This is a genomic window from Mesobacillus subterraneus, from assembly GCF_023715485.1.
GTDB classification, from domain to species: domain Bacteria; phylum Bacillota; class Bacilli; order Bacillales; family Cytobacillaceae; genus Mesobacillus; species Mesobacillus subterraneus_B.
Window position 1 is genome coordinate 44,888 of sequence record NZ_JAMBOF010000007.1, and the last position, 25,670, is coordinate 70,557.

The window sequence follows — 25,670 nt, forward strand, 5'->3', positions numbered from 1 at the left end:
ATTTCTATTTCGCTGATAGAATCTCTTTTTCGTTGATAAAACGAAGTTTACTGTTAAAGGGATTGTGTATTCGCTAATATAATTTTTTCACCAATTCGCCAAATTTTATAGCTGTTTTCAGTTGTTCAACGATTGTTGCATTTTTCTCGATAGTCTCTGCAAATTTCCAATGCATTCTTTAGGTATGAAACATGGTTGGTTCTTTCCAATCATCCAGTCCTCAAATTTCAGAGAAGAGAAAGTAAAATGTAATGGAGGAGAAGAATGATGTCAGTTAATAGAAAGTTTTTAAAAATGGGTATCGCAACTGTTTCAGCATCGCTGTTATTATTGGCCGGGTGTTCCCAAGCAGAGTCTAATGCAGCAGAGAAAACAAAAAAGGCAACAACTGAGGTGCACGGAGAGGAGCATGAAGCAAGTGATCTCGAATTAAGGCTGGCAGGAGGCAAGTTCGGCAGTGAGAGTCTTGCTTTTGTCGGCGGTGGATCAAGCAATAAACTGTGGGTCATTGATGCGAAATACCATAAGCTTGTGACGACAATTGATGCTGGCGGTCCGAAGCTTGAACGGACGGAGCAAAAATATCCGAACCTGCATGACACTCATGCAGTAACCTTTACTAAGGATTTCAAAATGATGTTTACTGTTGATTGGTTCAACTATGATGAACCTTCCTATGCGATTGCGCTTGATCCGGCAACATTCGAAGAGCTTTGGCGGGTACCTGTTGGCAAGGGCGGCCATCATTCTGCCCTGTCTCCGGATGATAAGTATCTGTATGTAGCAAATCAATACGGCGACACAGTATCAGTTATAGATGTGCAGGCTAAAAAGAAGATTAAGGAACTTCCAACAGGCAAAGGAACGGACTATATCTCACCATCGATGTATTGGGATGGCAAAGCGATTGACTCGCCATACCTGTTTGTAAGTGTAGATCAAGAAGATAAGGTTACTGTTATTGATTGGAAGAAGAATGAGGTTGTCAAGGATATCCCGGTAGGAGCCAGCCTCCATGGCGTAAATTTAACTCCTGATGGAAAATATGTCTGGGTAGCGGTAGGCGGGGAAGTCAAGAAAGCAATCATTATTGACGTGGCAACCCTGGAAATAAAGGATAGCATTGAGTTTGAACAAGCGCTGATCCATATTTCTTTCAGCCCTGATGGCAAATTTGCCTATGTCACAACAGGAGGAAATAATATTTTCAAAGTCGACACCACAACTTATGAAAAGATTTGGAACTCTACGGGTACAACAATTCCTGCGCATACAGGGGTAAGCCCAGATGGAAAAGAGCTATGGACACTAAACCATGGAATGGACAAAAGGTACAGCTACCAGCTAGGCGGTGAAGTAGTCAGCGGTGTCCAGGTATGGGATACCGAAAACGGTGAATTGATCACTGAAATTCCAGCTGAAGGCGTGCCGCATGAAATCCAGTTTGTACCGTATTCCGCTTTTGGCGGGGACGTTGCCCTGACAAGTGAAGAAGTTCATTCAAAAGGAACACATTCCGTTGCAGAAGCGGGAGAAAAACTCTACAAGCAAAGCTGCATTACTTGCCACGGTTCCAACCTTGAAGGTGGAAATGGTCCGGCCCTGAATGCAATTGGCGGGAAAAAGACAAAGACAGAAATCTTCGAAACCATCAAAAACGGCAAAGGCATGATGCCTAGCGGGCTTATATCTGACACAGACGCTAAGATCCTGGCCAACTGGCTTTCTGAGAAAAAGTAATTTTTCTCACATCCAGCATAAAAAATGAAACAGCCTGATTCGGTTAATGGATTAGGCTGTTTTTTCTTTGAGTATCAATTTGAACTACACTTGCAATTCAGAGTGTAGAATATCTCACGAATCACAGGGGGACGGTTCCCATGTTTCATAAAATGTTAATATGAGTAAATTCGTAGAACAGCAGTACCGTCCCACCACTTCTGTTTTTCCTGATGCAGCAAAAATTTTTATGGTCTTTTGGAGGAGAGAATCGAGACCTATGCTGACTACAAAAGAAAGTTTGTGGGTTGAGGATACAATAAAAGGTACAGATGATTACTTTAAAATCAAGTGCCTGTCACCACTCGGTTTTTGTCGAAAGTATCGACTTCTATGGGTAGTGGCAGGCACTATTTTTATTTATTATTTGATGGTAATTGTAGTGCCATCAAATTTCGTGAGGGTAAATCCGCAAAATCTCTCATTATAGGTTTTACTATAGTCCTTGAGTATTTCTATGGCGACTGTTTCTCCCAGTTTTAAACCCTCAATCCCATCAGAACGCCAATGGACTCCGGCTGTGTCTCTGCCTAATGCGATGTTGGAGGCGAGTTTATTTAATTCTCCCCCTATTGTCAGGGGTGTGTCTCCGTAAGGAATTAATGATAATCCATCAGAGTTTGCTTCTACTGGATTCGGGATATGAAAGTTTTCATTGAAAAAGGCTTTTAGCACTGTCGCTCCTGCTCCGGCCAAGCAGGCGTGCCCGGCTGGATAGGCAGGGTGCGTAGGACAGCCTTCTGGATAGGCCATGGGCAATAAGTAGGTACCAAACTGTTTGAAGGTTTGTTGAACGACCTGAGATTCCAATAGTTCTTTGTGGAAGGGGTAACAAGTTTCCCCGGTTAAATGATTATGGACGCGTCCTCCGAATTCTTCCGGCCGTAGTCTCCGATGAATCAGGAATTTTTGACACCAGGCCGCTTCTAGTGCGGCTCTAGTTACTTTGGCTACTAGGTCGAGAATATGGGCAGCGCCAAACGTGACAAATCCTCCTTCTGTTGCTGAATTCATATATGGATTGGTTTGGGCAATGGCTTCTTTTCCAAAGCTGAGTAGAATCAAACAGGCAGAAAGCGGACCTTGATAAGAGAAGTCTTGATGGACATATGCTGATAAATCACGTCCATTGCGAATATATCGAGATTTCAGATCGTATTTGGGAGCCTCGGAAGAACCCCCATTCTGAATGTTCAGCCAGGCATCATATGAAGTCAAGTGGTAAGAGTCGGGGAGCGTAGTGCGATATTGCTGTGTAATGGTTTTGGCTCCAAAAGGAATGTCCTTCCAAAGGAACTGTGAGATATAAGGTCCTGCGAGATCACCAGGTGTATTTCCGCGGAACAAAGTCTCCGTCGTAACTTCACCATTGCTTTTTGGTCCGCGAAAATCTGATAGTCTCGATAGTTCGGCTGCTGCTGCCTTTGTGAGAGGGTTTCTACTGTATTCTGAAAAAGACACATCACGGGTGAGTGCCTGCCAGTAGACTTCTGCCATTTCACCTGCCTGCCATGCACTGCTGAATGTTGGGGGCACAGCCAGATTCATTTTATGGCTGTCAGATCCAATTAAATCCAATGCATAAGCAGCCTGCGGATTTGAAAGTTTTACAGGGCCACCCATTGGTATGGAATTGAAATCACTCACTTTACCGCTATTAAGAGCTTTTATATAACGGTTGTAGGAATTCATGTCCACTTCTCCAAGAGAATTATGAGGCAATCCTTTTGAGAAGTTTGCTATTTTCTTAGGATATAACCATTCGTCTCCGTTACATACAGGCCGTGAAAGATGAGCGTTTCTCTGGTCTTCTGCAGCTTCATATCGAATAGTAAAAGCCTTCTCATTGCGCTCTTTTGCAGATAAGGGGCCAAGGTAACACTTTTTTTCACAATGTTTTCTCATTCTATTTTTTCTTCTATTTCTTCTTCGCATTTTCTCACCCTGCTTATTCAGATGTTCAACTACCGTTAACCAAATGGACGAACAGTAGTATCCTTTCATCATATGCCCCTTAATAATCGGGAGATACAATTGTATAGAAAATTGGTTAATAGTGGAGTGGTATTCGTACCGCAAAGAGAATGGCAGCAGAGCGATAATGTCACTTTGTAATTTAAAACGAGACAAGTAAACGTACCTATCTCGTTTTTGAAACACGGTTCTTTAGTTAGAATAAAATGTTAAACAGAACAACGGGTCTGGCAATTATAATAACTTTTTCTTATCGATTTCCATTCAAAACATTAAATTCCCTTATGGTAATGATGGGAATATAATGAACGCAGGAGGTGGATAAAAATGGATTATATCATCCTTTTTATCATCGGAGTTATTGCAACCACGATCGGAACCCTGGCGGGAGGTGGGGGCTTAATTAACTTGCCGGCTATGCTCGTCCTGGGAATCCCAGTGCATTCTGCGATCGCAGCGAATAAAGTCTCCAATACGTTCAGCTCTTTCTCTAGCTACTATCACCTTTTTAGGGAAAAGAAAATCACGTTCAGGGAATCTTTCTGGATTGTGCCTGTCAGCTTGGTCGGAGGCGTCAGCGGGGGATTCATTGCTTCCAAAATCTCAAGTGAAAATATGTATATGGTTGCGATTTGTTTGCTGGTATTTGCTTTTATTGCATCATTTCTGGGAAAAGGGAATTTCTCAGGAGATGAGGGGTTGAAGGTTTCTGGAAAAAGTGTCGCCGGCTTATATGGAATCGGATTGTACGATGGGCTTTTCGGTCCGGGACAAGGCACTTTGATGTTTTATTTGCTGGGTCATCTGAACATTGCCTACATACGAGCGGTTGGGTATGTCCGGCTTGCGACCTTTTCAAGCTGTTTTGGAGCAGCTCTCACTTATATCTCAACTGACAACGTGATCTGGCCAGTGACCATTGCCCTGATGCTGGGTTCATTGACAGGTGCGCAAATCGGCGTCAGGATGGCTGACAAACTGAAGCCCAGCCACGTAAAACCAATCTTAAGGGTGATGACAGTGGCATTGATTGTTCAGATTTTTTTGGAGAGAGTGATTTAAAAAAGGAAGCAAAGGATACGTCCCTTTGCTTCCTTTGAAATCAGTTTATTTTGGCGACAATCTTTCCTTTGACTCGACGGGTTGACAGTTCGGCCAATGCTTCAGGTACTTCCTCTAGCGAAATGACTTTCTCAACAAGAGCATTTATTTTTCCATCTTGAAGAAGTGAAAGCATGTGGTCCCCCATTTCTGCCAGTTTTCGCTGTTCGTTCATGTTATTGGATTGGTGGACGCTTCCCAACGCGACTTGGTGAAAAGATAATGGATGTGCAAATGAGATGGCGTCATTCACATTGGGAGGTCCGGCAATGAACGCAATCTGTCCATTAAAGGCAAGGGCCTTCAGGGATTTGTCCGCATTGTCGCGTCCTACTGTATCCAGGACTAAATCGACACCGAGCCCATTCGTGATTTCCAGGGCTTTTTCTGCAAAATCTTCTTCATGGTAGTCGATGGCATGATCTGCTCCCAAGCTTCTTACATATTCATGATTCGCTGAGGAGGCGGTTGTTAAAACCGTCAGCCCTGCATTCTTGGCTAATTGGATCGCGAACCCGCCGACACCGCCAGCTCCGGCATGAACTAAAATCGTTTGTCCTTTGGAAGCATGCATTTTGTGAAACAGGGTCTGGTACGCTGTATAGCCTGCAGTGGGCAGGGCAGCTGCATCTTCAAATGAAATGCCTTCTGGAATCAGTGAAACCGTATGAGCTGTGGTTACGCCATATTCAGCAAATCCGCCCTTTTTTGTTAAATCACCATGATAGACGACTCTGTCACCAACTTTGACATTCGTGACATCCGTGCCTGCTTCTTCGACGATCCCAGCTGAATCGAGGCCAAGAATATGCGGGAATGTCCAATTCGGATTCCCGCCATTACCAGTTTTATAGTCGACAGGATTTAAGGCAGTGGCCACAATTTTGACAAGGATTTCCCCTTTACCGGGAGCCGGTTTATCCACTGTGCCCACTTTCATTTCAAATACTTTTCCTTTATCCTCTAGCAACAAAGCTTTCATGACAGTCACTCCTTTTTAATAAGCACCCTGTGAATAGGTCAACTCATAGCTATGTGTATAAATTTCAATTAAGTTTCCGAATGGGTCTTCGCAGTACACCATTTTATAAGGCTTTTCATTTGGATAATATTCACGGATTGGCATGCGCTGCTTGCCGCCGTGGGCGATGATTTTATCACCAAGGCCTTCAATATCAGGATCCTGGACGCAAAAATGGAAAATTCCCGTCTTCCAGTATTCGAAATTGTTCTCCGGCGCTTCGTTGTTGGGGAATTCAAATAGTTCGATGCCGATTTTATCAGAGGTGGCAAGGTGTGCAATTTTAAACGTTCCCCAGCCCATTCCAAAAACATCGGTACACATCTGGCCAATCGGACTATCGTCTTCTACCACTTCGGATGGCTCCATGATCACGTACCATCCTAATACTTCCGTATAAAACTCAACAGCTTCCTTAATATTCGGTACAGATAATCCAATATGTGAAAAAGAACGCGGATATGGTTTGTTCAATAGAATCTTCTCCTTTTTAGTAAAAGTTCTTTTTAAGTATAATGAGTTGATACTGACTATGTAAGACGGCACTTTTATGTAACCAGGTACCCAAATGGTAACCCTGTTTGATGTATACCCGACTATTATGTCCGTAAAAATATCTTTAATGAACTTGGAGGTACAACCTTGAAACAATACAATGTGCCAGTTGAAGCCACTCTTGAAGTAATCGGCGGAAAGTGGAAAGTGGTCATTTTATGTTTGTTAAAAGAAGGAGAAAAACGCTTCAGTGAACTTCAACGGAGCATGCCTGCCATTACGAAGAAAATGCTTTCCCAGCAGCTGCGGGAATTAGAAAAAGACGGAATCATCCATCGTAAAGTCTACGATGAAGTCCCGCCTAAAGTGGAATACTCCCTCAGTGAGGAAGGAGAGAGTCTAAAAGACATCCTGAATATGATGTGTGCCTGGGGAGACAGAAGAATGGGGAATGAGCCGGATTGCAAATGACTTTGACGAGATACAGATACCTGAGGACATACCTTACGCTTCTCGATGTGTATTGTTATTTTACCAATTTCCTAGCATATGGACGTATCCTATTCCTGTTGAAAAACAAATTTATCATCCGTGATCAAGGCTATGAAGGACTGTAATCGAAGGAAAACCGAAATTATCGTCCGTCATCAAGGGTATAAAGAACAATAAATGCTTAACCCTGCAAAACGGTGCATAGATTGTCGGGTAAAGGGTGTCAGGTCCTGTTATTGTTGATTTACAAGGAGGTTGTTGTATGGATATGCTGCAGAATATGAATCAGGCCTTGAAGTATGTTGAGGATCACCTGACGGAGGAGATTGATTTCAGCGAAGTGGCGAGGCAGGCTTATTGTTCGGAGTACCATTTTAAAAGGATGTTCTCCTTCCTGGCTGGTGTTTCGCTCTCTGAATATATCCGCAGGAGAAAGTTAACTTTAGCGGCATTTGATCTGAAGGACAGTAATGCCAAGGTGATTGATGTCGCGATAAAGTATGGATACCGGTCTCCGGATTCTTTTACCCGGGCTTTTCAAGGCTTGCATGGGATTACTCCGTCCGAGGCCAGGAATCAAAATCATTCGCTAAAAGCTTATCCGCCGATGACCTTCCAGTTAACAATAAAGGGAGGAACTGAAATGAATTATCGAATTGTCGAGAAGGAAGCATTCCGCATTGTGGGCATCATGGATAGGGTGCCATTGATTTATCACGGGGTGAACCCGGAAATTGCTGAGATGTGGAAGAGCTTGAATATGGAAAGAATCCAGGAGCTGAAGGACCTGTCGAATGCAGAGCCTAAGGGATTGATCAGTGCTTCCACGAACTTTTCCGAGGGACGTATGGAGGGAAAAGGGGAGCTGGATCATTATATTGGCGCAGCGACAACGGAGGAGTGTCCGGAGCATCTGGCTTCACTTGAAGTTGCCCCATCTGCATGGGCAGTGTTTGAAGCAGTAGGTCCATTCCCTGACACCCTCCAAAATGTGTGGGGCCGCATCTATTCAGAATGGTTCCCGTCTTCGAGCTATGAACAAGTTGAAGGTCCGGAAATTCTGTGGAATGAACATAAAGATGTGACATCGCCGAAGTTCCGGAGTGAAATATGGATTCCGGTTAGGCGGAAATAAGGGCCGGCTGTGCCGGGCAATGAAATGAAGCATAGTTCCCTATGCTTCTTCTTTGTGTTTTTTTCTCCAATTTTTAGGGTTGAAGTACTTTCTTATTTTTCCTGCAACTTCCTTCCCAACCATGATAGCCCCAACCCAGAAAACCACTTCAGCAAGGACCAAACTGCTTGTTATACTGATGACCTTCATTTTACTGGAAAGCGGCAGAAAAGGAATGCCAAATGGAATCACCCAAAAAATGATGGATGAAATAATCAGGGACATCCCGATTTTATATAGCAAAGTTTTTTTAACTTTAGGTTCGGTTTGCATCATAAACCTCCGGAAAATAATGTAGCTTTGATTTGGACTAACCGCTTCAATCGGCTGATGAGCTACATTAAATAGTTTACCACAGATTCACTATGCCCGAGATTGTTTCGGCGCTTGCTTAAGTGGGCTGGGGAGAAACTCCCTCTGCATTACCCGAAATGCTCTTGGCGGAGGAGAAACGGTAAAAGTAGCCGTGCTGCATTACCCGAAATGCTCTTGGAGGAGGAGAAACGGTAAAAGCAGCCGTGCTGCATTGCCCGAAATGCTCTTGGCGGGGGAGAAACGGTAAAAGCAGCCGTGCTGCATTACCCGAAATGCTCTTGGCGGAGGAGAAACGGTAAAAGCAGCCGTGCTGCATTGCCCGAAATGCTCTTGGCGGAGGAAAAACGGTAAAAGCAGCCGTGCTGCATTACCCGAAATGCTCTTGGCGGAGGAGAAACGGTAAAAGCAGCCGTGCTGCATTGCCCGAAATGCTCTTGGCGGAGGAGAAACGGTAAAAGCAGCCGTGCTGCATTGCCCGAAATGCTCTTGGTGGAGGAGAAACGGTAAAAACAGCCGTGCTGCATTACCCTAAATGCTCTTGGCGGAGGAGAAACGGTAAAAGCAGCCGTGCTGCATTAACCTAAATGCTCTTGGAGGAGAAGAAACGGTAAAAGCAGCCATGCTGCATTACCCGAAATAGTCTTGGTAGAGGAGAAACGGTAAAAGCAGCCGTGCTGCATTACCCGAAATGCTCTTGGCGGAGGAGAAACGGTAAAAGCAGCCGTGCTGCATTACCCGAAATGCTCTTGGCGGAAGAGAAACGGTTAAAGGAGGCTAACATTTAAAACTAATTTTCTTCTTTTTACGAATATAGAAGTGAAGGAAGATGATCAAACGCAGCAACTGACAAATAAATCATATTGACTCGTATACTTGAATCCTGTAAAGTACAAAAGTATGTTTTTTATAGGAGGCAGAAATGGATACTAAGAATCAAACACAGATTAAAATTACAACAGCAGATCCATCAGCGCTTGGTTTATTTGGACTGGCGATGGTTACATTGGTGGCATCGTCTCAGAAACTGGGATTGACAGATGGCGTATCTCTCATCATTCCATGGGCTATTTTCCTTGGTGGACTAGCACAGCTTTATGCTGCGGTCCTTGATGGCAAGCATAATAATATATTTGGAATGACAGCTTTTGGCGCGTTCGGACTTTTCTGGTTCGGTGTCGGAACGACTTGGCTGATTCAGTTAGGATTTTTCGGTGAAAGCCTCGCTTCCGATGGTGATGCGAAGCAATTGGGAATGGCCTTCATCGGCTATTTGATTTTCAGTGTCTTCATGACGGTGGGAGCCCTAGAAACAAATAAAGTCTTATTCTTTATCTTCGTATTAATCGATTTCTTGTTTATTGGACTTTCACTAAGTTCATTTGATATCTTCCATGAGGCGTCCCATATGCTGGCGGCCGTGGCTGAAATGAGCATTGCGATTCTGTCATTCTACGGATCAGCAGCGAATGTGCTGAATACCCACTTTGGAAGAGTTGTTCTGCCTATTGGTAAGCCATTCGGGATTTTTAAGAAGTAAGAGGAAAGGGTGCTAAGCATATTGCTAAGCGCCTTTTTTGTTTATGAGAATATGAAAAGGGTGGGTTGAGTGGAAAAGGGGTAACTTAACCGGAAATGAATCACTGCCGGTGCAAAAATTCATATGTGATAAGGGCTCAGATACATTTAATCAAACGTTTGATTAAATTGGATTTCCTTTGATGCAGACAGGTTTCCAAGCAGTTCCAGGCTGAAAATTAAAGACCACCCCTCCTTTTAAAGAGAGATGGTCTTCAGCTAATTTATCTCACGGATCGTGTTCTGGGTGACATTGGCGGAATAAACCGGCTCGGGTACAGGCCTTTCCTGCAATCTGGCGGGCAGGCTCTGAATCGATTGGACGACTGTATCAAGTTTTGCTTCAATTCGGTGAAGCAAGTACAGTGTCACGACAATCGGAAACCCAACCTCGCTGATGAATGGAATCAGCTGCTCCATTGCTTTTCCTCCTTTTCGTTTTTTTACAATAAAAGCCGGTCCCTAAAGGAAGACCGGCTCTCGTTTAGAATTGTCCAGCTCTAGCGACCAAGGCGCTTACGCTTTTCTTATTACACTAGTTCGTATTCGGATACGTTGCGTTCGACGACACGTGCACTGTCAACGGCAACAAGGGTACCGTTTGTAGGCAAGAACGCATTGGACGCGATGATTTGCTCCATTGCAAGCTTGACTGCTGCTGGATCGATCGGCTCCTTCGGGTTATCAACCGTTAGCTTGGCGTATTTGCCAAGGTCGGTGGCAAATTGCAACTCAAGTGTTTTAGCCATGTTTTTCACCTCCTATTAGATTAGTAGAGTGTTAAATTAGATGATATCAAAGCTGTCATTACGCTCAACGGAACTTAGCGTGTTAGCACTAAGGCCTCCTAAAGCGAGTGCCGCCTGCTGAACCTGGTCAGCAGTAGCTTCCTTTTTTACATTGCTGTAAGTCTTGCCCTTGAAGATCGGTTCTCCCTTTTCATCAATCCCAGTCTCAAACATCAATCTGATATTTGACCCCTTCAACATTGCCATTGCCATGTGTCTCACCTCCTTTCACCTTCTATATACAGGTGGGGAGGGGAAAAGGACAGGGTGGTGGAATATTTTTCAGTCACTACCACTCTATTCATAGAATTTAGAGGGGAAGCAAAGGTTACTAGGATTAGATAAAACTATAAAAGCGTGGACTTAATTAACCACGTATTATTTTGATTGAAGCTTTTTCTTTTTCCAGGGTTTTAAAAAGGAAATAATAAAGATGAAAATCGTGACGACGACTTGGAAGTAAACCGCATATTGTCTTATTTCGTGATTTTGTATGAAGACAGGATTACTTAAAGCTAATTCTTTTTGAGTTTCCAATAGTTCCATATTTGCTACCATCAATTTATCGACAACAAATATCCCGACAATCGTTTGAATCATATAAAGAATAAATTTCACACCAACCCATTTATGCTTGAAAAATCCCCAATTGGTGAAAAATCCATATGTGAAACCCACTAGTAAAGTGCCGATTGCCCCCCATCTGACAATATTGTCACTAATTATGACCAGGTTTTTATAGCCGAGGTATGACTCATCATATTCTGTAAAATCAATATGCAAATTTAACGCCAGTGAACTCAATATTCCCCCAAAGAATAATACAACTAGAAAGACGTGAATGATTTTCAGCCACTTCATCCCTTTAGGACCGATTTTCCTCATTTTCTATGCCTCCAACTTGTTATTTTACTAATCAATAGTTGTCGTGCTGTATTGACGTTTCTCATTATAATAGGCAGAAAAGAATTTCATAATGTGCCCCAGCCTTAATGATGACTACTGCTGAGGTCTTATTTTTAAAAAGCTCTGTTAAACTTGGCCGTTGATTTGCGTTCCAGGCGCTTCGCTTTCCGCGGGCGGCCCGGGGAGCCTCCTCGTCGCTTCACTCCTGCGGGGTCTCCCCTGACCCGTTCATCCCGCAGGAGTCTTCGCGCCTTCCACTCCAATCAATAGAGCTTAAAAATCAACAATGACCTTTAATACAGCCTTTAAAAAAAATAGGTAACAGCCGTGAAAGGCTGTTACCTTTTATTCTCATATAGACTATGGGCCGAACAATAGGAATGATAGCAAAGAAGCTGCCGGAGTTTAGGATAAAATCCGCTTTTCACCTTCAATTGCTTGAATCGGATCAATATTTTGCGTGAATTCCAGCGTGCCCATGTACTGGCTGTTCTCGTCACGGATTGCAAAGTAGCGGATATATACATATTTGTCGCGGAATTTGATCCAGAAGTCTTCAGAGTCTTTTTTGCCTGCTTTGAAGTCTGCGAGAAGTTCTTCGACGACATGGACGCTCCTTGGCGGATGGCAGTTCTGGACGGTGCGGCCGATGACTGCTTTTGTCCGGGCGAAGATTCGCTCTTTTCCATGGGAGAAGTAGCGGACGACGTCATCCTGGTCAATGAATGTGATGTCTACTGGCAGGTGGTTTAAAAGCAGTTCGAGCTGCTTTAATGATAGGATGCCAGTTTCCATTTTGATATAGCCCTCGGAAATCGCCTTAGCATCGAGTGCTTTTCTTTCAGGCCTGAATTCTTTGGCAGGCCCTGTCAGGCAGAAGCCAATTTCATCACTTTCATGCGCTATTTTGATCCATTCATCCTCCGTTAAGTTTTTCAAAGCCATCGGGAAGAGAATGTGTTCTTCCTTGTAAATCATCTCGCTAACTTCTCTGATGATAAAATTGAACACTTCAATGACGCTGTTTTTGTCACCGTGGTACTCTTCCAGTTTTACTTTGGCATCCTTGATCGCATCACGGATGAAATCATCGATCCTCCACATATTCGTCGTCGGTCCGTAGATGCCATACGTTTCTAAATAAGGGAAAATCAAATTTTCCTTGCGGCTGTAATGTTTATCGATATCGAATAATAAGTTGCAATCTTCCATAAGCAAGTTCACATTCTCTTCGCTATCTTCTTTTGCAAATTGCTCTAAATGCACTTGAAGCCTGGACTTCAGAAGCTTATCAATTTCTTTGTTTTCCAATTTGAATGTGTGAACCGGATGTCCAGGCTGATCTTCAGGCCGTTTGTCTGAAGGAATTTCTTCAATTGCCCCTTTGAAGAGGGCTGCATGCGCTGAGTATAAGCGCTGCATTTCTGCAACAGAAAGATCCCCCTCATCCAGCTCATCATGCTGAAGCTGAGAGATTTCATCGATTGTAATCTTACCGATAAAGGCATCAAAATGGGCTTTGACCTCATCGATATTTTTCCCGTTATGCAGATCTTTGAAGATTTGTTTTAACATCACCTTGCGTTTCGACGGATCCATTGATTTAAGTTCACGGTTATTGATCATTTCGCTCATGAGAAATCTCCTTCCAGAGTGAATACGGATTTTATATAAATGATAATGTTTCTCATGATTAAAATAACACTTATTAATTCCATAAGTTGTGATGTAAATCATTCATGGTTATATTTTTAAAGAATTCGTTGAAGGAGCAGAACTGTTCGTCTGCTTCTAAATATCAGTTGCGGGAATACAATTATAGATAACAGCATTTCAATGTACAGCGAGAGGTGATGATGCCGTGTTTTCTGTTACAGGAATGCAGGGGTTTGAATTATTTTCTGCGCAGCATTTGATAACGCTAGGCCTGTTCTTGGCTGTCTGTCTTTGTTTAGTCCTCTTTAGAAAAAAACTTAAGCCTCATCAGAACGTTTTAAAGTGGACGATTTTTTGGACCTTGCCAGCTTGTGAAATATCCGCGCATTTATGGCTCATATTGACCGGCCAATGGGAAATCGGTGATCTTCCTTTACACCTGTGTTCGATGAGTTCCTTCCTGGCGATGTACTTATTTTTAAAGAAGAGTGTCAAAGGGTTTTACGTGTTATATTTCATTGGCACTCTGCCTGCAATTTTGGCCATGGTTACACCTGAAATGTCTTACGTCTTTCCTCATTTCCACTTTATTGAATATTTCCTTCATCATTCCGCTATTCCAATTGCCGCTTTGTATTTTATCCTTTTTGAAGGGTACAGAGTTCCTCGGAAAGCCATCCTTTATACTTATTTCGTCGTGAACATCATCGCCGTACCTATATTCATTTTGAATATCCTGCTTGATACAAACTTCTTTTATTTAGCGAGCCCGACAGAATCGAAGACGATCCTGAGCTTTTTTGGCAGCGGGATTATGTATTATATTAACCTCGAAATCGCCGCACTGATTGTATTCAGCATCACCTATATCCCGATGTGGCAGCTGCTGAAATGGGAAAGCAGGAAAAGTAAAGTAAACTCTTATGAACATCACCTGTGATTATTTATTGGCTTCACCCAAAGGGATGGTGGCGAATATCGCAAGGTGAAAAAGAGGGGGCATGTCGATGGCATGTACGCTGCCTGTGGGCATTCATACGCTAAAAATCGGAAGTCAGCCAGAGAGGATGATTTGTTATCCGCGCGTGTACCAGGTCCACAACCGGAAATTCGAACGGTACATGAACCGGAGCATTGTGAATGAAGTTCAGTCTTTGATTGATTTGCAGGCGGGGAATTCGCCATCGACAGTCGAGAGTATGGTCGGCTGGTATGAATTAAAAAATAATCAGCGTGACTTGCTCAGCCTGTCGGTCGCGAACAATACGTACCATCATCAGGCCGCACATCCAATGACGTATATGAAGTCGCTGACGTTTGATCTTAGGGGAGAAAAAAGGTGCACTTTGAAGGAATTTTTCAAACCGGGAAGCGACTATATCAATAGGCTTTCAGACCTGATAAAACTTCAGATCAAGCAGCGGGATATCACCTTGATTAGTGATTTTGACAATATCAAGCCTGACCAGGATTTTTATGTGGCCGATAAAACTCTGGTCATTTATTTTCAGCTGTATGATATCACGCCTTACGCATTCGGCTTCCCGATGTTCCCGATTTCCGTTTACGATCTCCAGGATATAATCGATGGAAACGGGCCGCTCGGAAGGATGGCCACTAATGATTGAAAAGCAAATCATAGGGCTTTCTTATTCACCCTGCTTACTGGTGGGGTGAAATTCCTGTGTTTCAAAAAAAGGCTGTCACAGAAATTCAGTTTTCACTGGATTTCTGGACAGCCTTTTTTTACGAGAAAGTATAAATTCACTTCGAGAAATGTCTAGCTCCAGCGCCTAGCCCCTCGAGTCGCTTTGGTCCGCCCAATGAAGTCAAAGAACGACTTCACCGGTCGGCCCTCCAGCGCTTGTCAGGGCTGACCAAGACGCTTGCGCTTTTCTAATTTTATGCTGCTTCTGATTCTTTGGAGTGTACTTGTTTCATGAACTCGTTCACATCAGAAGGTACTTTGCGGTCGAGCTTTGAGACGATGTAGACGGACAGGAATCCGATTGGAACGGTAATGATTCCTGGTACATTGAACTGCATGAACTCTGGCAAAGTTGTTTTAAAGAATATCATGTACATGGAGGCAAGGAGACCAAAAACTAGTCCGGCAATGGCTCCTTTTTCCGTCATTCCTCTCCACCAGATGCCAAGGATGAAGATTGGTGTGAATGTACTTGCGGCGACCGTGAACGCCAGTGCGACCAGATGGCCAATGGAAGCTTCTTTTACCATGAGGCCTAAAGCTCCGTATAAGATACCCAAAAAGATAATCGAAACTTTACCAGCAATGACACGTTCTTTTTCTGTGATGTTCTTGCGGAAGAAGGTTGCATATAAATCATGGGCCAGTGCGCCAGAACTTGCGATGAAAAGTCCTGAAAGGTTCGAGAAGACAGCTGCGAATGCGCCTGCTATGACAAGGCCAAGCAGCCATTCACCGCCAAGCGCCTGTGCCGTAGACGGTACAACCATGTTGTTGCCGCCGGCGATCAGGTCCTTCATTACACCTGGATCAGCGTTTCCAGTCAAGAAAATAGAGCGGCCAACTACGCCAAGATAAACGGCAAAGAAGAAGAAAAGACTGGCGATTCCGATCGCCATAAGAGCAGAACGGCGAGCTGCTTTTGCGCTTGGGTTTGTATAGAAGCGCAGCAGGATATGTGGAAGCCCGATCGTACCGAGTGAAAGCCCAATCGTCATCGAAATCGTCTGCCAGAAAGAAGGGAAGTAGTTCCCAGTGCCGGTCCAAACTGACCCATCAAAAGGAATATCCTTTCCGTCAGCAGTAAAGTCAGCCGTACCCATGATGGACCCTTTGAATTCATTGATCGATGCAAGGATTTCCTGATAATGAAGCCCACCATAAATCGCTGCGCCAACCATAAGGACAAACGCTCCAAGGCGGATCCATAACTCAAGAGCCTGGTTGAGGGTAGTGCCTTTCATTCCCCCGATTCCAACGTAGAAAATCATGACTGAGCATGTAAAAATAATCCCGAATTCATAGCTAGTCCCGAAAAACATACTTAAGATTTGCGCAGCACCGAGGAGCTGAGGAGCTGCATAAAAGCCTGAAATCGCCAGAACGACAGCAACGGCAGCAAGGCGGGCGCGGCGGCTGTGAAAACGATAGGCTAAAAAGTCAGCTACTGTATACGCCCCAAAACGGCGAAGCGGACCTGCAACGAATATTGCAAGGAGTGTCAGGCCGATGGAGAAGCAAAAAGCATAGTATGCACCATCGTAGCCAAGCTGATAGGTAAGACCAGCGATCCCAAGGAAAGTGGCGGCGCTTAAATAGTCTCCGCCGATCGCGGAACCGTTCGTGAACCAGCCGAAGCTTCGGCCGCCAACGAAGTAATCAGAGGCGGTCGCACTTCTTTTTGTCAGATACGTAATGTAAACAATGGTTCCCATTAGGATTAAGGTTAAAAGAAATTTCGGCTCAAGGATCATAGACATTAGACAGCACTCCTTTTATTAGAGGATGTTCCGGAGTGATCGGACTGGTTATTCTTTAAGCGCTTTTCATAAAGAGCTGTATGGATGAATGCAATAATGAAAGCCATTGCCATGGCAACAACACTTGTCAAAAACCAGCTATACGTCATGCCGCCCCACATACGGGAGAACATAAAGCCTTCTGCGAACCAATTCAATATAGGAATGGAAAGGATGAAAACATAATAAAAGAGCGTTAATTTAATTCCCGTCCTGAATTCGCCTTTCATAATTTTCTTTGTTTCAGGATCAAGCGGCTCTAGCTCGCTGACATCAATTGTGTCTGCCGCTACATAATTGTATTCACTATATTCCCCTGCCATTTTGACACTCCCCCTTGAAAATTGTGTGACAACTGCCCGTTTCTAATTCCCTCCTTGAGGCAGGCCATGATATTATAAAATTGATTGTACGACACAGAGTGGTAGAATACCTTACAATAAATTATCAGAAATATACAAATATTTAACATATTCTAAATTTTTATTCTTGTAGATGTATAAGAATGTAACTTCACTATCCCGGATTATAGAAAGAAAGGAGGGAAGAGAGGGTGTATTCAATCAGGCTTGCAGTAGACGATCAACAGGAGTATGAGAAGCTAGCAGACTGGATTTCAGAGGAATGCAAGGAGACTTGTACCCTAGTAGAAGACGAGCTTTCTAAACTTGATATAAATATAGCGATTATTGAAGTTAGCAAATGGCACGACTGGGTAAAAATACATAGATTTCGAAAACGGAATAAACAATGCCGGATCATCCCGCTGCTTGATCCGTCCCTTTTACATACTTCTCCACTTGCTATCGAGTTCAAGCTCACATACCTATTGGTGAAATCCGTGAAAAAACATATCTTTCTTCGTACCTTGAAACGAGCGATCGGCGAGCTGGCAACAGAGAGTGCCAGATTCATGGACCATGATGAAGTGTTTAATCAAATCGATGTGGAACAAACAACGGATCGGCATACCTTGCCTTTTCAAGAGGCCTTCCTGCGCCGCCTGTTGTCTGGCGATGTAAAGACAGAAGAGGAACTGCTGCAATCAAACTTTTATTTGCCCTGCATGGCTGTACCGAATGTCATCTGTTTTATACAGGGATTAGTCCGCTGCCCTGCGAAAAGAGAACAGGAAGGCTGGCAGGCACCCACGGTCATTCAGGAGTTTTTAAAAAAACAGTTTCAAGGCGATCAGCTATCCTTTCTTTCATACCGGAAGCATCTGCTCATGCTGCTCCAGGTGCCATCCGAGTACGGTTCCCTGAAACACTGGAAAGAAGGCGAGGACCGGATCCTTCATACGATTGATGAATTGGAAAAGGAATATGGAATCCAGCTTTATATCGGAGTTGGGTCCATCTATCGCGAACCGCTGCTCCTTCACCATTCGTACAAAGAAGCATGCAAAGCAAGGCGTACCTCACCGTATGAAAGACTTTCGCTCCGCTACTTTGAGGAGATCCCCAAGGATGTCCTGATTCAAAAATGCACGGATTATATCGCCCAGTATTGCACCGAAGATCTTTCCATCAAACAGGTTGCCGACCAAATAAACCTTAGCGTGCCATACTTCAGCCGGATCTTCAAACAAGAGACAGGCCGGAGTTTCGTAGAATATGTCACCTTTGTCCGGATGCAGCGCGCCGTCTGGCTTTTGCGCCATACCGACCATACAATCGAAGTCATATCAGAAGAACTCGGCTATAATACCCCGAATTATTTCAGCGGCACCTTCAAGAAATACGTCGGACTCTCCCCAAGAGACTACCGCGCAACAGAGGAGATTATCTTTGTTTAGAAGCAAGGGAACGGTTCTCCAGCTTCTGCAACGAATAAAGGGTTCCTGCCATTAGGAGGTACCTAAAGGTTCAAGCAAATAAGAGTTAATAAGATCCCTTCCGTCTGTTTAATTGAGTGCCAACTCATGTTATAATGAGGAACTTAGGATATACAACTTTAAGTTATAATTGAACGGATGCCAAGAAAAGCCTCCGCCAAGCAATAAAATATAGAGGTGTAAGAGAATGAATAAGCGATGGACGATTGGTAAAATAAAAGAATTTGTTGAGAACAATTCGGAAAGCAAGCTGTTATCGACGGAATATCTCGGTTTTTCGCAAAAGTTACAATTTCAATGTGCGTGTGGCAGCAACTTTGAGAAAACATTTACGAAATTTAAAAATAATAACCAGCGTAAATGTGACGTGTGTCAACCGCCAAAAGAGTCACGCTAAATGTATAGTGATAAACGTAGTGCCGATTTCTATTAAAGAGAAGTTGGCACTATTTTTATTTTATAGGGGAATTAAAAACCCGCGTCTATCAATAAAAAAGCAGAGCTCATTCATATGTAATGAATGCCTCTGCTTTTTTAACCTGCGGGTACTGATTAGAAGTTTGCGGAGAATAGGATCATTAAGCCAGCTGCTGTTCAGCAAACTCCCTATATAAATCATGCATTTGGACCAGCTCCTGATGTGTTCCGATCCCGGTAACTCTTCCTTTTTCAATAAAGACAATTTTATCGGCATTAACAATGGTAGATAACCGATGAGCGATGACAAAAGTCGTCCGGCCTTCCATCAAGCGGGTCAATGCTTCCTGAACGATGCCTTCCGACTGGCTGTCTAGGCTCGCGGTTGCTTCGTCCATCATCAGGATTTTCGGATCTCGCAGGAAGGCACGGGCGATGGCGATGCGCTGTCTTTGCCCGCCAGACAGTTTAACGCCGCGTTCGCCAACTTCGGTATCCAGTCCTTTCGGGAAGGATTCAATAAACTGGTCGGCATAGGCCATTCTTGCGACTTCCCACAGGCGTTCGTCTGGAATTTTTTCTCCGTCTTCCAGCCCATAGTACAAGTTCTCCCGGATCGTACCGGCCATCATCGCGCTTTCTTGTGAAACGTAGCCGATTTGGCTGCGCCATGATGAGAGTGATAATTGCTGGATTGGTGTGTTGCCAATCTGGATACTTCCTGAGGTCGGCTCGTAAAAGCGTTCCAGCAGCCCGAACATCGTCGTTTTCCCGCCCCCGCTTGGTCCCACGAATGCAACCATCTGACCTGGCTGTGCATCCAATGATATTCCTTCAATGACTGGTTCCTCTTCGCTGTAGGCAAAAGAAACATTTTCAATTGCAATGGGCAGGTTGCTGATGTCCATTTCCATGCCTTTCTGGCCTTCCTCAAGTGGCTTATCGAGGATTTCGATGATCCTCTCTGTTGCGCCTTTTGCTTTTTGCAGCTGGGTGAAGAACATTGCAAACGAAGTAATCGGCATGATGATCTGGAATAAATAAAGAAGGAAAGCGACGAGAGCCCCAGTCGACATTGTTCCGTTCACAACTCGCATGCCTCCGTAACCGATGATCAGTACGATAACGACCATGATCATCAACTGCATGATCGGACCGATCAACGCAAAAATCCGTGCTTCCTTCAAGCCGAAGTTGAACAGCTTATCAATCCCATTAAAACCATTTTCCTCTTCAATTTTTTCCGCGGTCGACGCCTTCATCAAACGAATCTCCCCGAGTGTCTGGGTGATATGTCCGGTAAAAACGGCTGTCTCATCCTGGAGGCTGCGCGAAATCTTAGCCATTCTCCTGCCAAGAGGCATCATGATCGCGAGTGTGAGTGGAACAGAAATGAGCATGAGAAGTGTCATTTTCCAATCCATCACTAGTAAAATCACCACCGCACCGATAATCGAGATGATCCCTGTTGCGAAATTCGGGAAGTGGCTGGTGATCAGTTCCCTGACAATACTTGTATCATTTACAATCCGACTCACCGTTTCACCGCTGGATTGCTGATCGAAATAACGGACCGGCAGCCGAATCAGCTTTGCCCACATCCGCTCACGAAGCCTCGCGACAACCTTTTGCCCGACATAGCTAAGCAGGAAAATGGAGATGCCGCTTATCATTGCCTGTACAATAAAAGCTGCAGCGATAGCAATGATCAAAGGAATGCTAACTGCTTCAATTGAGAAACCATCAACCAGGTTTTTCGTCAGGATTGGAACCGCCAGGCCAGCAAGCGTAGTAAGGATACTTGCTGCTAGTCCCGTAAAAAGAGCAGCCTTCGGTATATTCGTCGATAATATAAGCGATAGGAACGGTTTTAAGCTTGTTTGCTGTTTATCCATTTTAAAGTAGGCTCCCTATTCAAGATGGTGTTGCTAAATAGTGTACTGGATTCAAAGATGATTGTTAAGTTTACAGGATTTAATACGAATGACTTAGGAAAATGTTTCATTTATATACCTCCACAACATCCGCCTCTTTTGCACAACACACAAACAAGCTGTAATCAACATGCATATGATATGGTGATCAAAATTATTGGAGGTGAAAATGTGAGTCTTTCTACTTGCAGTGTGTTTGAAGTGTTTCTTGGGGTATTGGTTGGTGTAGGGTTGTTGCTGCTATCCGTCTTGGGGGTCATTGGTGATTTATTGGTTGCTATCAATCTAGCAGGTGTTGCTGGATTTATCAGTGGCTTGATTGGAGTTATAGGGTTGCTGGCAGTCCTTCTGTTTGCTTATTGCATTTTCAGGAGAATCTGGCGTTGTTGTTTCGGTAGCCATTGTTAATTTTGGAAAAGTAGATTGCTAATCTTCAATATAACAGCCTCTCTTGCAGAGGCTGTTATTTTTTTGTATTTTTCGAAACTTTTTACATAATTTCTCGTAAAAAAAGAGACATAGAGATTAGAATGGAGTGTTTTAAATGGAGAAGGAAGTTAAAAGCAAGCCTAGTTTGATCGGGATGTTTTCGAGTCCAGGTGAGCAATTTGACCGGATGCGCCAGAATCCAACCATCTGGATTCCGTTAATACTCATCAGCGTTGTTTATGCGATAGGAATGTATTTGATGTCTCAATCCATGGATGCTTCTTATCTGGGATTCGAAGGCATGAGTGAGGAAGAGATTGAGATTGCCCTGGCTTTTTCAAAAATATTTGTGGTGATCACAGGGATTTTGACGCCGGCATTCGTTGCTTTGATTTCCAGTGCCATTTATATGATTTTCACTAAAATAGCAGGATCAGGCGTTTCGTTCAAACAGTTATTTTCTATGAACACTCATATTATGATCATTGGAGCTGCAGGATTGATAATCAATATGGCGTTACGGCTGGTTATTGGCGGAAATCCGGATGTCATGCCCACCAGTCTTGCCGCACTAATGAATAGTGACACACCTGGTGTTATGGGATCGTTTGAGTTATTTTCCATCTGGCAGGTCATCGTGACAGCAATCGGTCTGCACCGGCTGGCAGGTTTATCGAAGGGCTGGGCTTGGGGCATTTCCATCGGATTTTTCCTTCTTGGCCTCGTGTTTGCTTACATTGGAACTTTGTTCTCGACAATGACTGGTTTCTAAGGATGCACCTGACCGTGGGATGTCTCCGCTTTTTTTACATAATTTGTAAAAAGTAGTGATTATCTAAGATTTCGTAGTGATTATTGCAAAAAACGTAGTGATAATGGTTATTTTCGTAGTGATTACTGCAAAAAACGTAGTGATTATGGTTCGTTTCGTAGTGATTGTGCAAAAACGTATTGATTCTAGTTCATATCGTAGTGATTGTGCAAAAAAACGTATTGATTCTAGTTCATAATGTAGTGATTGGGCAAAAAAATGTATTGATTCTAGTTCATTATTGTAGTGATTGTGCAAAAAAACGTATTGATTCTAGTTCATATCGTAGTGATTGAGCAAAAAAACGGATTCTGTAGTGATACCAAATTCAACCTGTGAAATTTGAAAGCAATACACAATGAAGAGTGCTCATCATTTATTAATATAGTAAAAATTTTTCGGAAAAGCCCTTTTCGCAAGGGCTATTTTTTTTGAGCGTAATAAAATTACTGCATCTTCCGTATGTCAAAAATGAATGTGAGCGGGGCCGTATAATCAAATAAAGGGGATAGGATTTTGAAAAAAGGAAAACAACAATCCTCTATTCTTATTTCCAGTCGTTTGAAAATAGATTACAAGAGGGAAGTCTGATATATTTATTGATATGTTTAGGAAATAGATAATAGGAAAGCAGGGGAAGAGATGGGCTTTAAAAGAAAGCAATATGTCGGCTTGGGACTGACCATATTCTTTTTGTTCCTCTTATTGTTTACCATTCTCGCAATGATGAGCTCAATCAGGGCGAATATGCTCGAGATTGTTGAGGATCGTTATACTAAGGTGAGTGAAGTCACGAATATCAGGCAGCAGCTTTACCAAAATGACAGGAACCTTGTTCATGTGATCACAGAGGATCGGGATGCAAATGATTCAAATATCGAAAATACCAAGGATTCAGCGAGTAAAATGGATATCAGTCAAAGGCTGTTTGAATTGGAAGCCATATTGAACCGAGAGAAGTCAAAGGTTCTCATCTCGCAAGTGCAGGACTCGTATAAAGCTTATGCTGCTATGGAGTCGGAAATCTATACACAACGGCAGAACGGTGCCACACAAAGCGATCTGCAAGCAATTTATTATAAGGAATTAATCAACAGGGATTTGTTATTCAGCAAGATTGACGAATTCAAGGATTATCAAGAATCCCTGATGAATGAGGCATTACAAGAATCGACCGGGACGTATGACAATCTTGTAAAAGCGCTGATTGGCTTGATTTTACTTGCCATCATCCTGATTACGGGCGTGATGCTTTGGGTGATCAGGGATACAGTAGGCACGGTCCAATCTTTTACTGACACGATCAAGAAAGTGGATTATGAAAACCTATCCTCGATTCCGAGGATGAATGAAGAAGTGAAAGGTGAGTTCGGGGAGATTGCCAGAGTGTATAATGCGATGGCTGCATCCATTGAGGACCTCACTTTGAAGGAACAGAAATATAATGATGAGATTATGGAGCAAAACTGGATCGAGTCAAATTCGGCGGATATCGTGAAAATTTACAGTAAGCACTTGGCTGTTTCATCCCTTGCGGAGAATCTCATCACGAAGCTGACTCCGCTTATGAGCGCAAATCTGGGTGCCTTTTACCTTAAGGATGAAACAGAAGGAAAGCCGCATTTCAAGAAAGTCGCTTCTTATGCTGGTGAAAAGGCTTTGCCAGGTAGAGATGGCTTTGATGCCGGGGAAGGTCTGGCAGGTCAATGTGCTGCAGAAAAGCGGACAATCCTCCTTGAAGATATCCCTTCTGATTTTAAAGTGATTTCTACAGGGCTTGGAGAGGCGGCGCCGAAAAATATCCTCATGGCACCTGTGATGATGAAAGATGAAGTCATTGCAGTTGTCGAACTTGGAAGCTTGTCTGTGTTCAGTCCGGGCAGCAAAAAACTTCTTGAAAATGTTCTTGAAACACTCGGCATCGGCATTGGAAACATTATTGGCCGGATGGAAGTTGAGCGTCTCCTGCTTGAATCACAGGCACAGAATGAAGAGCTTCAGGCCCAATCTGAAGAGCTGCAATCACAATCTGAGGAACTGCAGGCACAATCTGAGGAACTGCAGATGCAGACTGAAGAATTGCGGATGATGAATGAGCAGCTGGAAGATCGTTCGCGTGACGCCGAGCTTAAATCGGAAGAGCTCCAGGCGGCCAAAGAAGATCTAGAGCAAAAGGCGAGGGAGCTTCAACAAAGCTCAACTTATAAATCGGAATTCCTTGCGAATATGTCCCATGAGCTGCGGACACCGCTGAACAGCATCTTGCTTCTTTCAGAGATGATGCTTGACGACCAGGAACATGGGCTGTCTGAAGAACAAAAGGAATTCTCCAAGGTCATCCATTCGTCTGGGCAGGACTTGTTGAATCTGATTAATGACATACTTGACCTTTCAAAAGTTGAGGCTGGAAAGCTGGAAGTGAGTTTTGAAGAGGTATTTCTTGATGAATTTGCCGGACGATTGGAAAGACAATTCGCCCAGGTTGCGAAGAATAAAAATATTGATTTTACCGTAAGTGTGTCTGACGATATTACACCGATTATTTATACCGATGAACAGCGGCTGCAGCAAGTATTGAAAAACCTGCTTTCCAACGCGTTTAAATTTACCGAAAATGGCTCTGTATCCATTAAGATTGAGAGAGCAGTTGAACGGGAAACTCTTGGCTGCCCGCTTGCTGGCCAATCCGATACATGGGTTAAGTTTTCGGTCACTGACACTGGCATCGGTATACCAAAAGACAAGCAGCACATGATTTTTGAAGCATTCCAACAGGTGGATGGAGCAATTATGAGGAAGTATGGGGGAACAGGCTTAGGCCTTTCCATTTCGAGGGAATTCTCCCACCTGCTGGGCGGTTTGTGCAAGGTTCGAAGCCAGGAAGGAAAGGGAAGCACGTTTACCGTGATTATTCCAAACCTGCCTAATGGTTATCCTTCCATGAATGATTTGGAAGCACATGATCAAGTGGCTGCTGCCATTGAACGTGAGGTTACAACTGCAGTTGTTCCTGATTCACATGAGGCGGATGATTTGCAAGAACATCATATAGGTAAAACCACAGTTTTAACTGGTAAAACGGTTGTCATTACAGACGACGATCACCGAAATATTTTCACATTGAAGAATTTGCTTCAAAAAGAGGGCATGAAGGTGATCACGGCCGAAAATGGTATGGAATGCCTTGAAAAGATGAAGGAATTAGCTCAGGTTGATATTGTGCTTATGGACATCATGATGCCGGTAATGGATGGGTATGAAACGATCAGGAAAATCCGCGGTAACAATGAGAACAGGGATATGCCAATCATTGCGCTGACGGCAAAAGCGATGAAAGGCGACCGTGAAAAATGCCTTGATGCAGGAGCCAATGATTATATCAGCAAACCAATGAAACTCGACCAGTTGCTTTCGGCCATGCGGGTCTGGCTGTCATAATAGTGGCTGAGTGCAGAATGG

General features: G+C 43.6%; 24 protein-coding genes. 12 read left to right on the top strand and 12 right to left on the bottom strand.

The window, feature by feature from the left end:
- Positions 1-264 precede the first annotated feature (264 nt).
- The gene (locus M3204_RS11590) at positions 265-1,740 is read left to right on the top strand and encodes a c-type cytochrome (RefSeq protein WP_251481743.1); all 1,476 of its coding nucleotides are present in this window, start codon (positions 265-267) and stop codon (positions 1,738-1,740) included.
- A gap of 402 nt (positions 1,741-2,142) precedes the next feature.
- Here M3204_RS11590 and M3204_RS11595 read toward each other — a convergent pair whose 3' ends face one another.
- Entirely contained in the window at positions 2,143-3,684 is a 1,542-nt protein-coding gene (locus M3204_RS11595) for a vanadium-dependent haloperoxidase (RefSeq protein ID WP_251481745.1), read from the bottom strand.
- Between the two features lie 396 nt (positions 3,685-4,080).
- On the opposite strand from M3204_RS11595, the gene M3204_RS11600 reads away from it, so the two are divergent.
- Complete coding sequence (locus M3204_RS11600; protein ID WP_251481748.1) at positions 4,081-4,815, top strand: sulfite exporter TauE/SafE family protein; 735 nt, start codon at positions 4,081-4,083, stop codon at positions 4,813-4,815.
- Between the two features lie 40 nt (positions 4,816-4,855).
- Here the strand turns inward: M3204_RS11600 and M3204_RS11605 are convergent, their stop codons facing one another.
- Both M3204_RS11605 and M3204_RS11610 read right to left on the bottom strand, forming a co-directional pair.
- Positions 4,856-5,836: a zinc-binding dehydrogenase gene (locus M3204_RS11605; protein ID WP_251481751.1), complete on the bottom strand. Its 981-nt coding sequence runs from the start codon at positions 5,834-5,836 to the stop codon at positions 4,856-4,858.
- 15 nt (positions 5,837-5,851) lie between these two features.
- Positions 5,852-6,349 carry a lactoylglutathione lyase family protein gene (locus M3204_RS11610; protein ID WP_251481753.1) on the bottom strand — a complete coding sequence of 166 codons (498 nt, stop codon included), beginning with the start codon at positions 6,347-6,349 and terminating at the stop codon, positions 5,852-5,854.
- A 168-nt stretch (positions 6,350-6,517) separates the two neighbouring features.
- On the opposite strand from M3204_RS11610, the gene M3204_RS11615 reads away from it, so the two are divergent.
- Positions 6,518-6,841: a winged helix-turn-helix transcriptional regulator gene (locus M3204_RS11615; protein WP_251481755.1), complete on the top strand. Its 324-nt coding sequence runs from the start codon at positions 6,518-6,520 to the stop codon at positions 6,839-6,841.
- A gap of 283 nt (positions 6,842-7,124) precedes the next feature.
- The gene (locus tag M3204_RS11620) at positions 7,125-7,997 is read left to right on the top strand and encodes an AraC family transcriptional regulator (protein ID WP_251481758.1); all 873 of its coding nucleotides are present in this window, start codon (positions 7,125-7,127) and stop codon (positions 7,995-7,997) included.
- Positions 7,998-8,036: 39 nt separating this feature from the next.
- Here the strand turns inward: M3204_RS11620 and M3204_RS11625 are convergent, their stop codons facing one another.
- Complete coding sequence (locus tag M3204_RS11625) at positions 8,037-8,312, bottom strand: transporter suffix domain-containing protein (RefSeq protein ID WP_251481760.1); 276 nt, start codon at positions 8,310-8,312, stop codon at positions 8,037-8,039.
- Between the two features lie 958 nt (positions 8,313-9,270).
- Between M3204_RS11625 and M3204_RS11630 the strand changes: the two genes are divergently transcribed.
- Positions 9,271-9,888, top strand: coding sequence for an acetate uptake transporter (locus M3204_RS11630; protein WP_251481764.1), 618 nt, complete (start codon positions 9,271-9,273; stop codon positions 9,886-9,888).
- A gap of 257 nt (positions 9,889-10,145) precedes the next feature.
- Here M3204_RS11630 and M3204_RS11635 read toward each other — a convergent pair whose 3' ends face one another.
- From M3204_RS11635 to M3204_RS11655, 5 genes are all read right to left on the bottom strand, one after another.
- Entirely contained in the window at positions 10,146-10,346 is a 201-nt protein-coding gene (locus M3204_RS11635) for a YvrJ family protein (protein WP_251481767.1), read from the bottom strand.
- 110 nt (positions 10,347-10,456) lie between these two features.
- Entirely contained in the window at positions 10,457-10,675 is a 219-nt protein-coding gene (locus M3204_RS11640; protein ID WP_251481770.1) for a DUF2922 domain-containing protein, read from the bottom strand.
- Between the two features lie 36 nt (positions 10,676-10,711).
- Positions 10,712-10,927: a DUF1659 domain-containing protein gene (locus M3204_RS11645; RefSeq protein ID WP_251481772.1), complete on the bottom strand. Its 216-nt coding sequence runs from the start codon at positions 10,925-10,927 to the stop codon at positions 10,712-10,714.
- A 165-nt stretch (positions 10,928-11,092) separates the two neighbouring features.
- Entirely contained in the window at positions 11,093-11,599 is a 507-nt protein-coding gene (locus M3204_RS11650; protein ID WP_251481775.1) for a DUF2269 family protein, read from the bottom strand.
- Between the two features lie 426 nt (positions 11,600-12,025).
- Positions 12,026-13,255 (bottom strand): DUF438 domain-containing protein, encoded by a 1,230-nt coding sequence (locus M3204_RS11655; protein ID WP_251481778.1) that lies wholly within the window; start codon positions 13,253-13,255, stop codon positions 12,026-12,028.
- 244 nt (positions 13,256-13,499) lie between these two features.
- Here M3204_RS11655 and M3204_RS11660 point away from each other — a divergent pair, with 244 nt between their 5' ends.
- Together M3204_RS11660 and M3204_RS11665 are read left to right on the top strand one after the other, a co-directional pair.
- Complete coding sequence (locus M3204_RS11660; RefSeq protein WP_251482343.1) at positions 13,500-14,216, top strand: YwaF family protein; 717 nt, start codon at positions 13,500-13,502, stop codon at positions 14,214-14,216.
- A 67-nt stretch (positions 14,217-14,283) separates the two neighbouring features.
- Entirely contained in the window at positions 14,284-14,904 is a 621-nt protein-coding gene (locus M3204_RS11665; RefSeq protein WP_251481780.1) for an RsiV family protein, read from the top strand.
- 274 nt (positions 14,905-15,178) lie between these two features.
- On the opposite strand, the gene M3204_RS11670 is transcribed toward M3204_RS11665, so the two are convergent.
- Complete coding sequence (locus tag M3204_RS11670; protein ID WP_251481783.1) at positions 15,179-16,744, bottom strand: cation acetate symporter; 1,566 nt, start codon at positions 16,742-16,744, stop codon at positions 15,179-15,181.
- Positions 16,744-17,106 (bottom strand): hypothetical protein, encoded by a 363-nt coding sequence (locus tag M3204_RS11675; RefSeq protein ID WP_251481786.1) that lies wholly within the window; start codon positions 17,104-17,106, stop codon positions 16,744-16,746. The genes M3204_RS11670 and M3204_RS11675 overlap by 1 nt, the downstream gene beginning before the upstream one ends.
- 230 nt (positions 17,107-17,336) lie before the next feature.
- Here M3204_RS11675 and M3204_RS23870 point away from each other — a divergent pair, with 230 nt between their 5' ends.
- Together M3204_RS23870 and M3204_RS11685 are read left to right on the top strand one after the other, a co-directional pair.
- Positions 17,337-18,581 carry a helix-turn-helix domain-containing protein gene (locus M3204_RS23870; protein WP_251481788.1) on the top strand — a complete coding sequence of 415 codons (1,245 nt, stop codon included), beginning with the start codon at positions 17,337-17,339 and terminating at the stop codon, positions 18,579-18,581.
- Between the two features lie 226 nt (positions 18,582-18,807).
- Positions 18,808-19,017 carry a hypothetical protein gene (locus M3204_RS11685; protein WP_251481791.1) on the top strand — a complete coding sequence of 70 codons (210 nt, stop codon included), beginning with the start codon at positions 18,808-18,810 and terminating at the stop codon, positions 19,015-19,017.
- A gap of 181 nt (positions 19,018-19,198) precedes the next feature.
- Here M3204_RS11685 and M3204_RS11690 read toward each other — a convergent pair whose 3' ends face one another.
- On the bottom strand, positions 19,199-20,932 hold the full coding sequence (locus M3204_RS11690; RefSeq protein ID WP_251481794.1) for an ABC transporter ATP-binding protein: 1,734 nt from the start codon (positions 20,930-20,932) through the stop codon (positions 19,199-19,201).
- A gap of 57 nt (positions 20,933-20,989) precedes the next feature.
- Between M3204_RS11690 and M3204_RS11695 the strand changes: the two genes are divergently transcribed.
- The 3 genes from M3204_RS11695 (at position 20,990) to M3204_RS11705 (ending at position 25,649) form a co-directional block, all read left to right on the top strand.
- Positions 20,990-21,379 carry a hypothetical protein gene (locus M3204_RS11695; RefSeq protein WP_251481797.1) on the top strand — a complete coding sequence of 130 codons (390 nt, stop codon included), beginning with the start codon at positions 20,990-20,992 and terminating at the stop codon, positions 21,377-21,379.
- A 136-nt stretch (positions 21,380-21,515) separates the two neighbouring features.
- Complete coding sequence (locus M3204_RS11700; protein ID WP_251481800.1) at positions 21,516-22,172, top strand: Yip1 family protein; 657 nt, start codon at positions 21,516-21,518, stop codon at positions 22,170-22,172.
- A gap of 681 nt (positions 22,173-22,853) precedes the next feature.
- Positions 22,854-25,649, top strand: a complete 2,796-nt coding sequence (locus M3204_RS11705) for a response regulator (protein WP_251481803.1) — start codon at positions 22,854-22,856, stop codon at positions 25,647-25,649.
- The last annotated feature ends 21 nt before the right edge of the window (positions 25,650-25,670 follow it).

Coding starts and splice junctions, on each gene's coding strand:
- M3204_RS11640 (WP_251481770.1), bottom strand. CDS start 10,675: ATGGCTAAAACACTTGAGTTGCAATTTGCCACCGACCTTGGCAAATAC.
- M3204_RS11700 (WP_251481800.1), top strand. CDS start 21,516: ATGGAGAAGGAAGTTAAAAGCAAGCCTAGTTTGATCGGGATGTTTTCG.
- M3204_RS11605 (WP_251481751.1), bottom strand. CDS start 5,836: ATGAAAGCTTTGTTGCTAGAGGATAAAGGAAAAGTATTTGAAATGAAA.
- M3204_RS11590 (WP_251481743.1), top strand. CDS start 265: ATGATGTCAGTTAATAGAAAGTTTTTAAAAATGGGTATCGCAACTGTT.
- M3204_RS11635 (WP_251481767.1), bottom strand. CDS start 10,346: ATGGAGCAGCTGATTCCATTCATCAGCGAGGTTGGGTTTCCGATTGTC.
- M3204_RS11660 (WP_251482343.1), top strand. CDS start 13,500: ATGCAGGGGTTTGAATTATTTTCTGCGCAGCATTTGATAACGCTAGGC.
- M3204_RS11675 (WP_251481786.1), bottom strand. CDS start 17,106: ATGGCAGGGGAATATAGTGAATACAATTATGTAGCGGCAGACACAATT.
- M3204_RS11670 (WP_251481783.1), bottom strand. CDS start 16,744: ATGTCTATGATCCTTGAGCCGAAATTTCTTTTAACCTTAATCCTAATG.
- M3204_RS11620 (WP_251481758.1), top strand. CDS start 7,125: ATGGATATGCTGCAGAATATGAATCAGGCCTTGAAGTATGTTGAGGAT.
- M3204_RS11705 (WP_251481803.1), top strand. CDS start 22,854: ATGGGCTTTAAAAGAAAGCAATATGTCGGCTTGGGACTGACCATATTC.
- M3204_RS11655 (WP_251481778.1), bottom strand. CDS start 13,255: ATGAGCGAAATGATCAATAACCGTGAACTTAAATCAATGGATCCGTCG.
- M3204_RS11695 (WP_251481797.1), top strand. CDS start 20,990: ATGATTGTTAAGTTTACAGGATTTAATACGAATGACTTAGGAAAATGT.
- M3204_RS11650 (WP_251481775.1), bottom strand. CDS start 11,599: ATGAGGAAAATCGGTCCTAAAGGGATGAAGTGGCTGAAAATCATTCAC.
- M3204_RS11600 (WP_251481748.1), top strand. CDS start 4,081: ATGGATTATATCATCCTTTTTATCATCGGAGTTATTGCAACCACGATC.
- M3204_RS11690 (WP_251481794.1), bottom strand. CDS start 20,932: ATGGATAAACAGCAAACAAGCTTAAAACCGTTCCTATCGCTTATATTA.
- M3204_RS11685 (WP_251481791.1), top strand. CDS start 18,808: ATGAATAAGCGATGGACGATTGGTAAAATAAAAGAATTTGTTGAGAAC.
- M3204_RS11595 (WP_251481745.1), bottom strand. CDS start 3,684: ATGAGAAAACATTGTGAAAAAAAGTGTTACCTTGGCCCCTTATCTGCA.
- M3204_RS11665 (WP_251481780.1), top strand. CDS start 14,284: ATGGCATGTACGCTGCCTGTGGGCATTCATACGCTAAAAATCGGAAGT.
- M3204_RS11630 (WP_251481764.1), top strand. CDS start 9,271: ATGGATACTAAGAATCAAACACAGATTAAAATTACAACAGCAGATCCA.
- M3204_RS11645 (WP_251481772.1), bottom strand. CDS start 10,927: ATGGCAATGGCAATGTTGAAGGGGTCAAATATCAGATTGATGTTTGAG.
- M3204_RS11625 (WP_251481760.1), bottom strand. CDS start 8,312: ATGATGCAAACCGAACCTAAAGTTAAAAAAACTTTGCTATATAAAATC.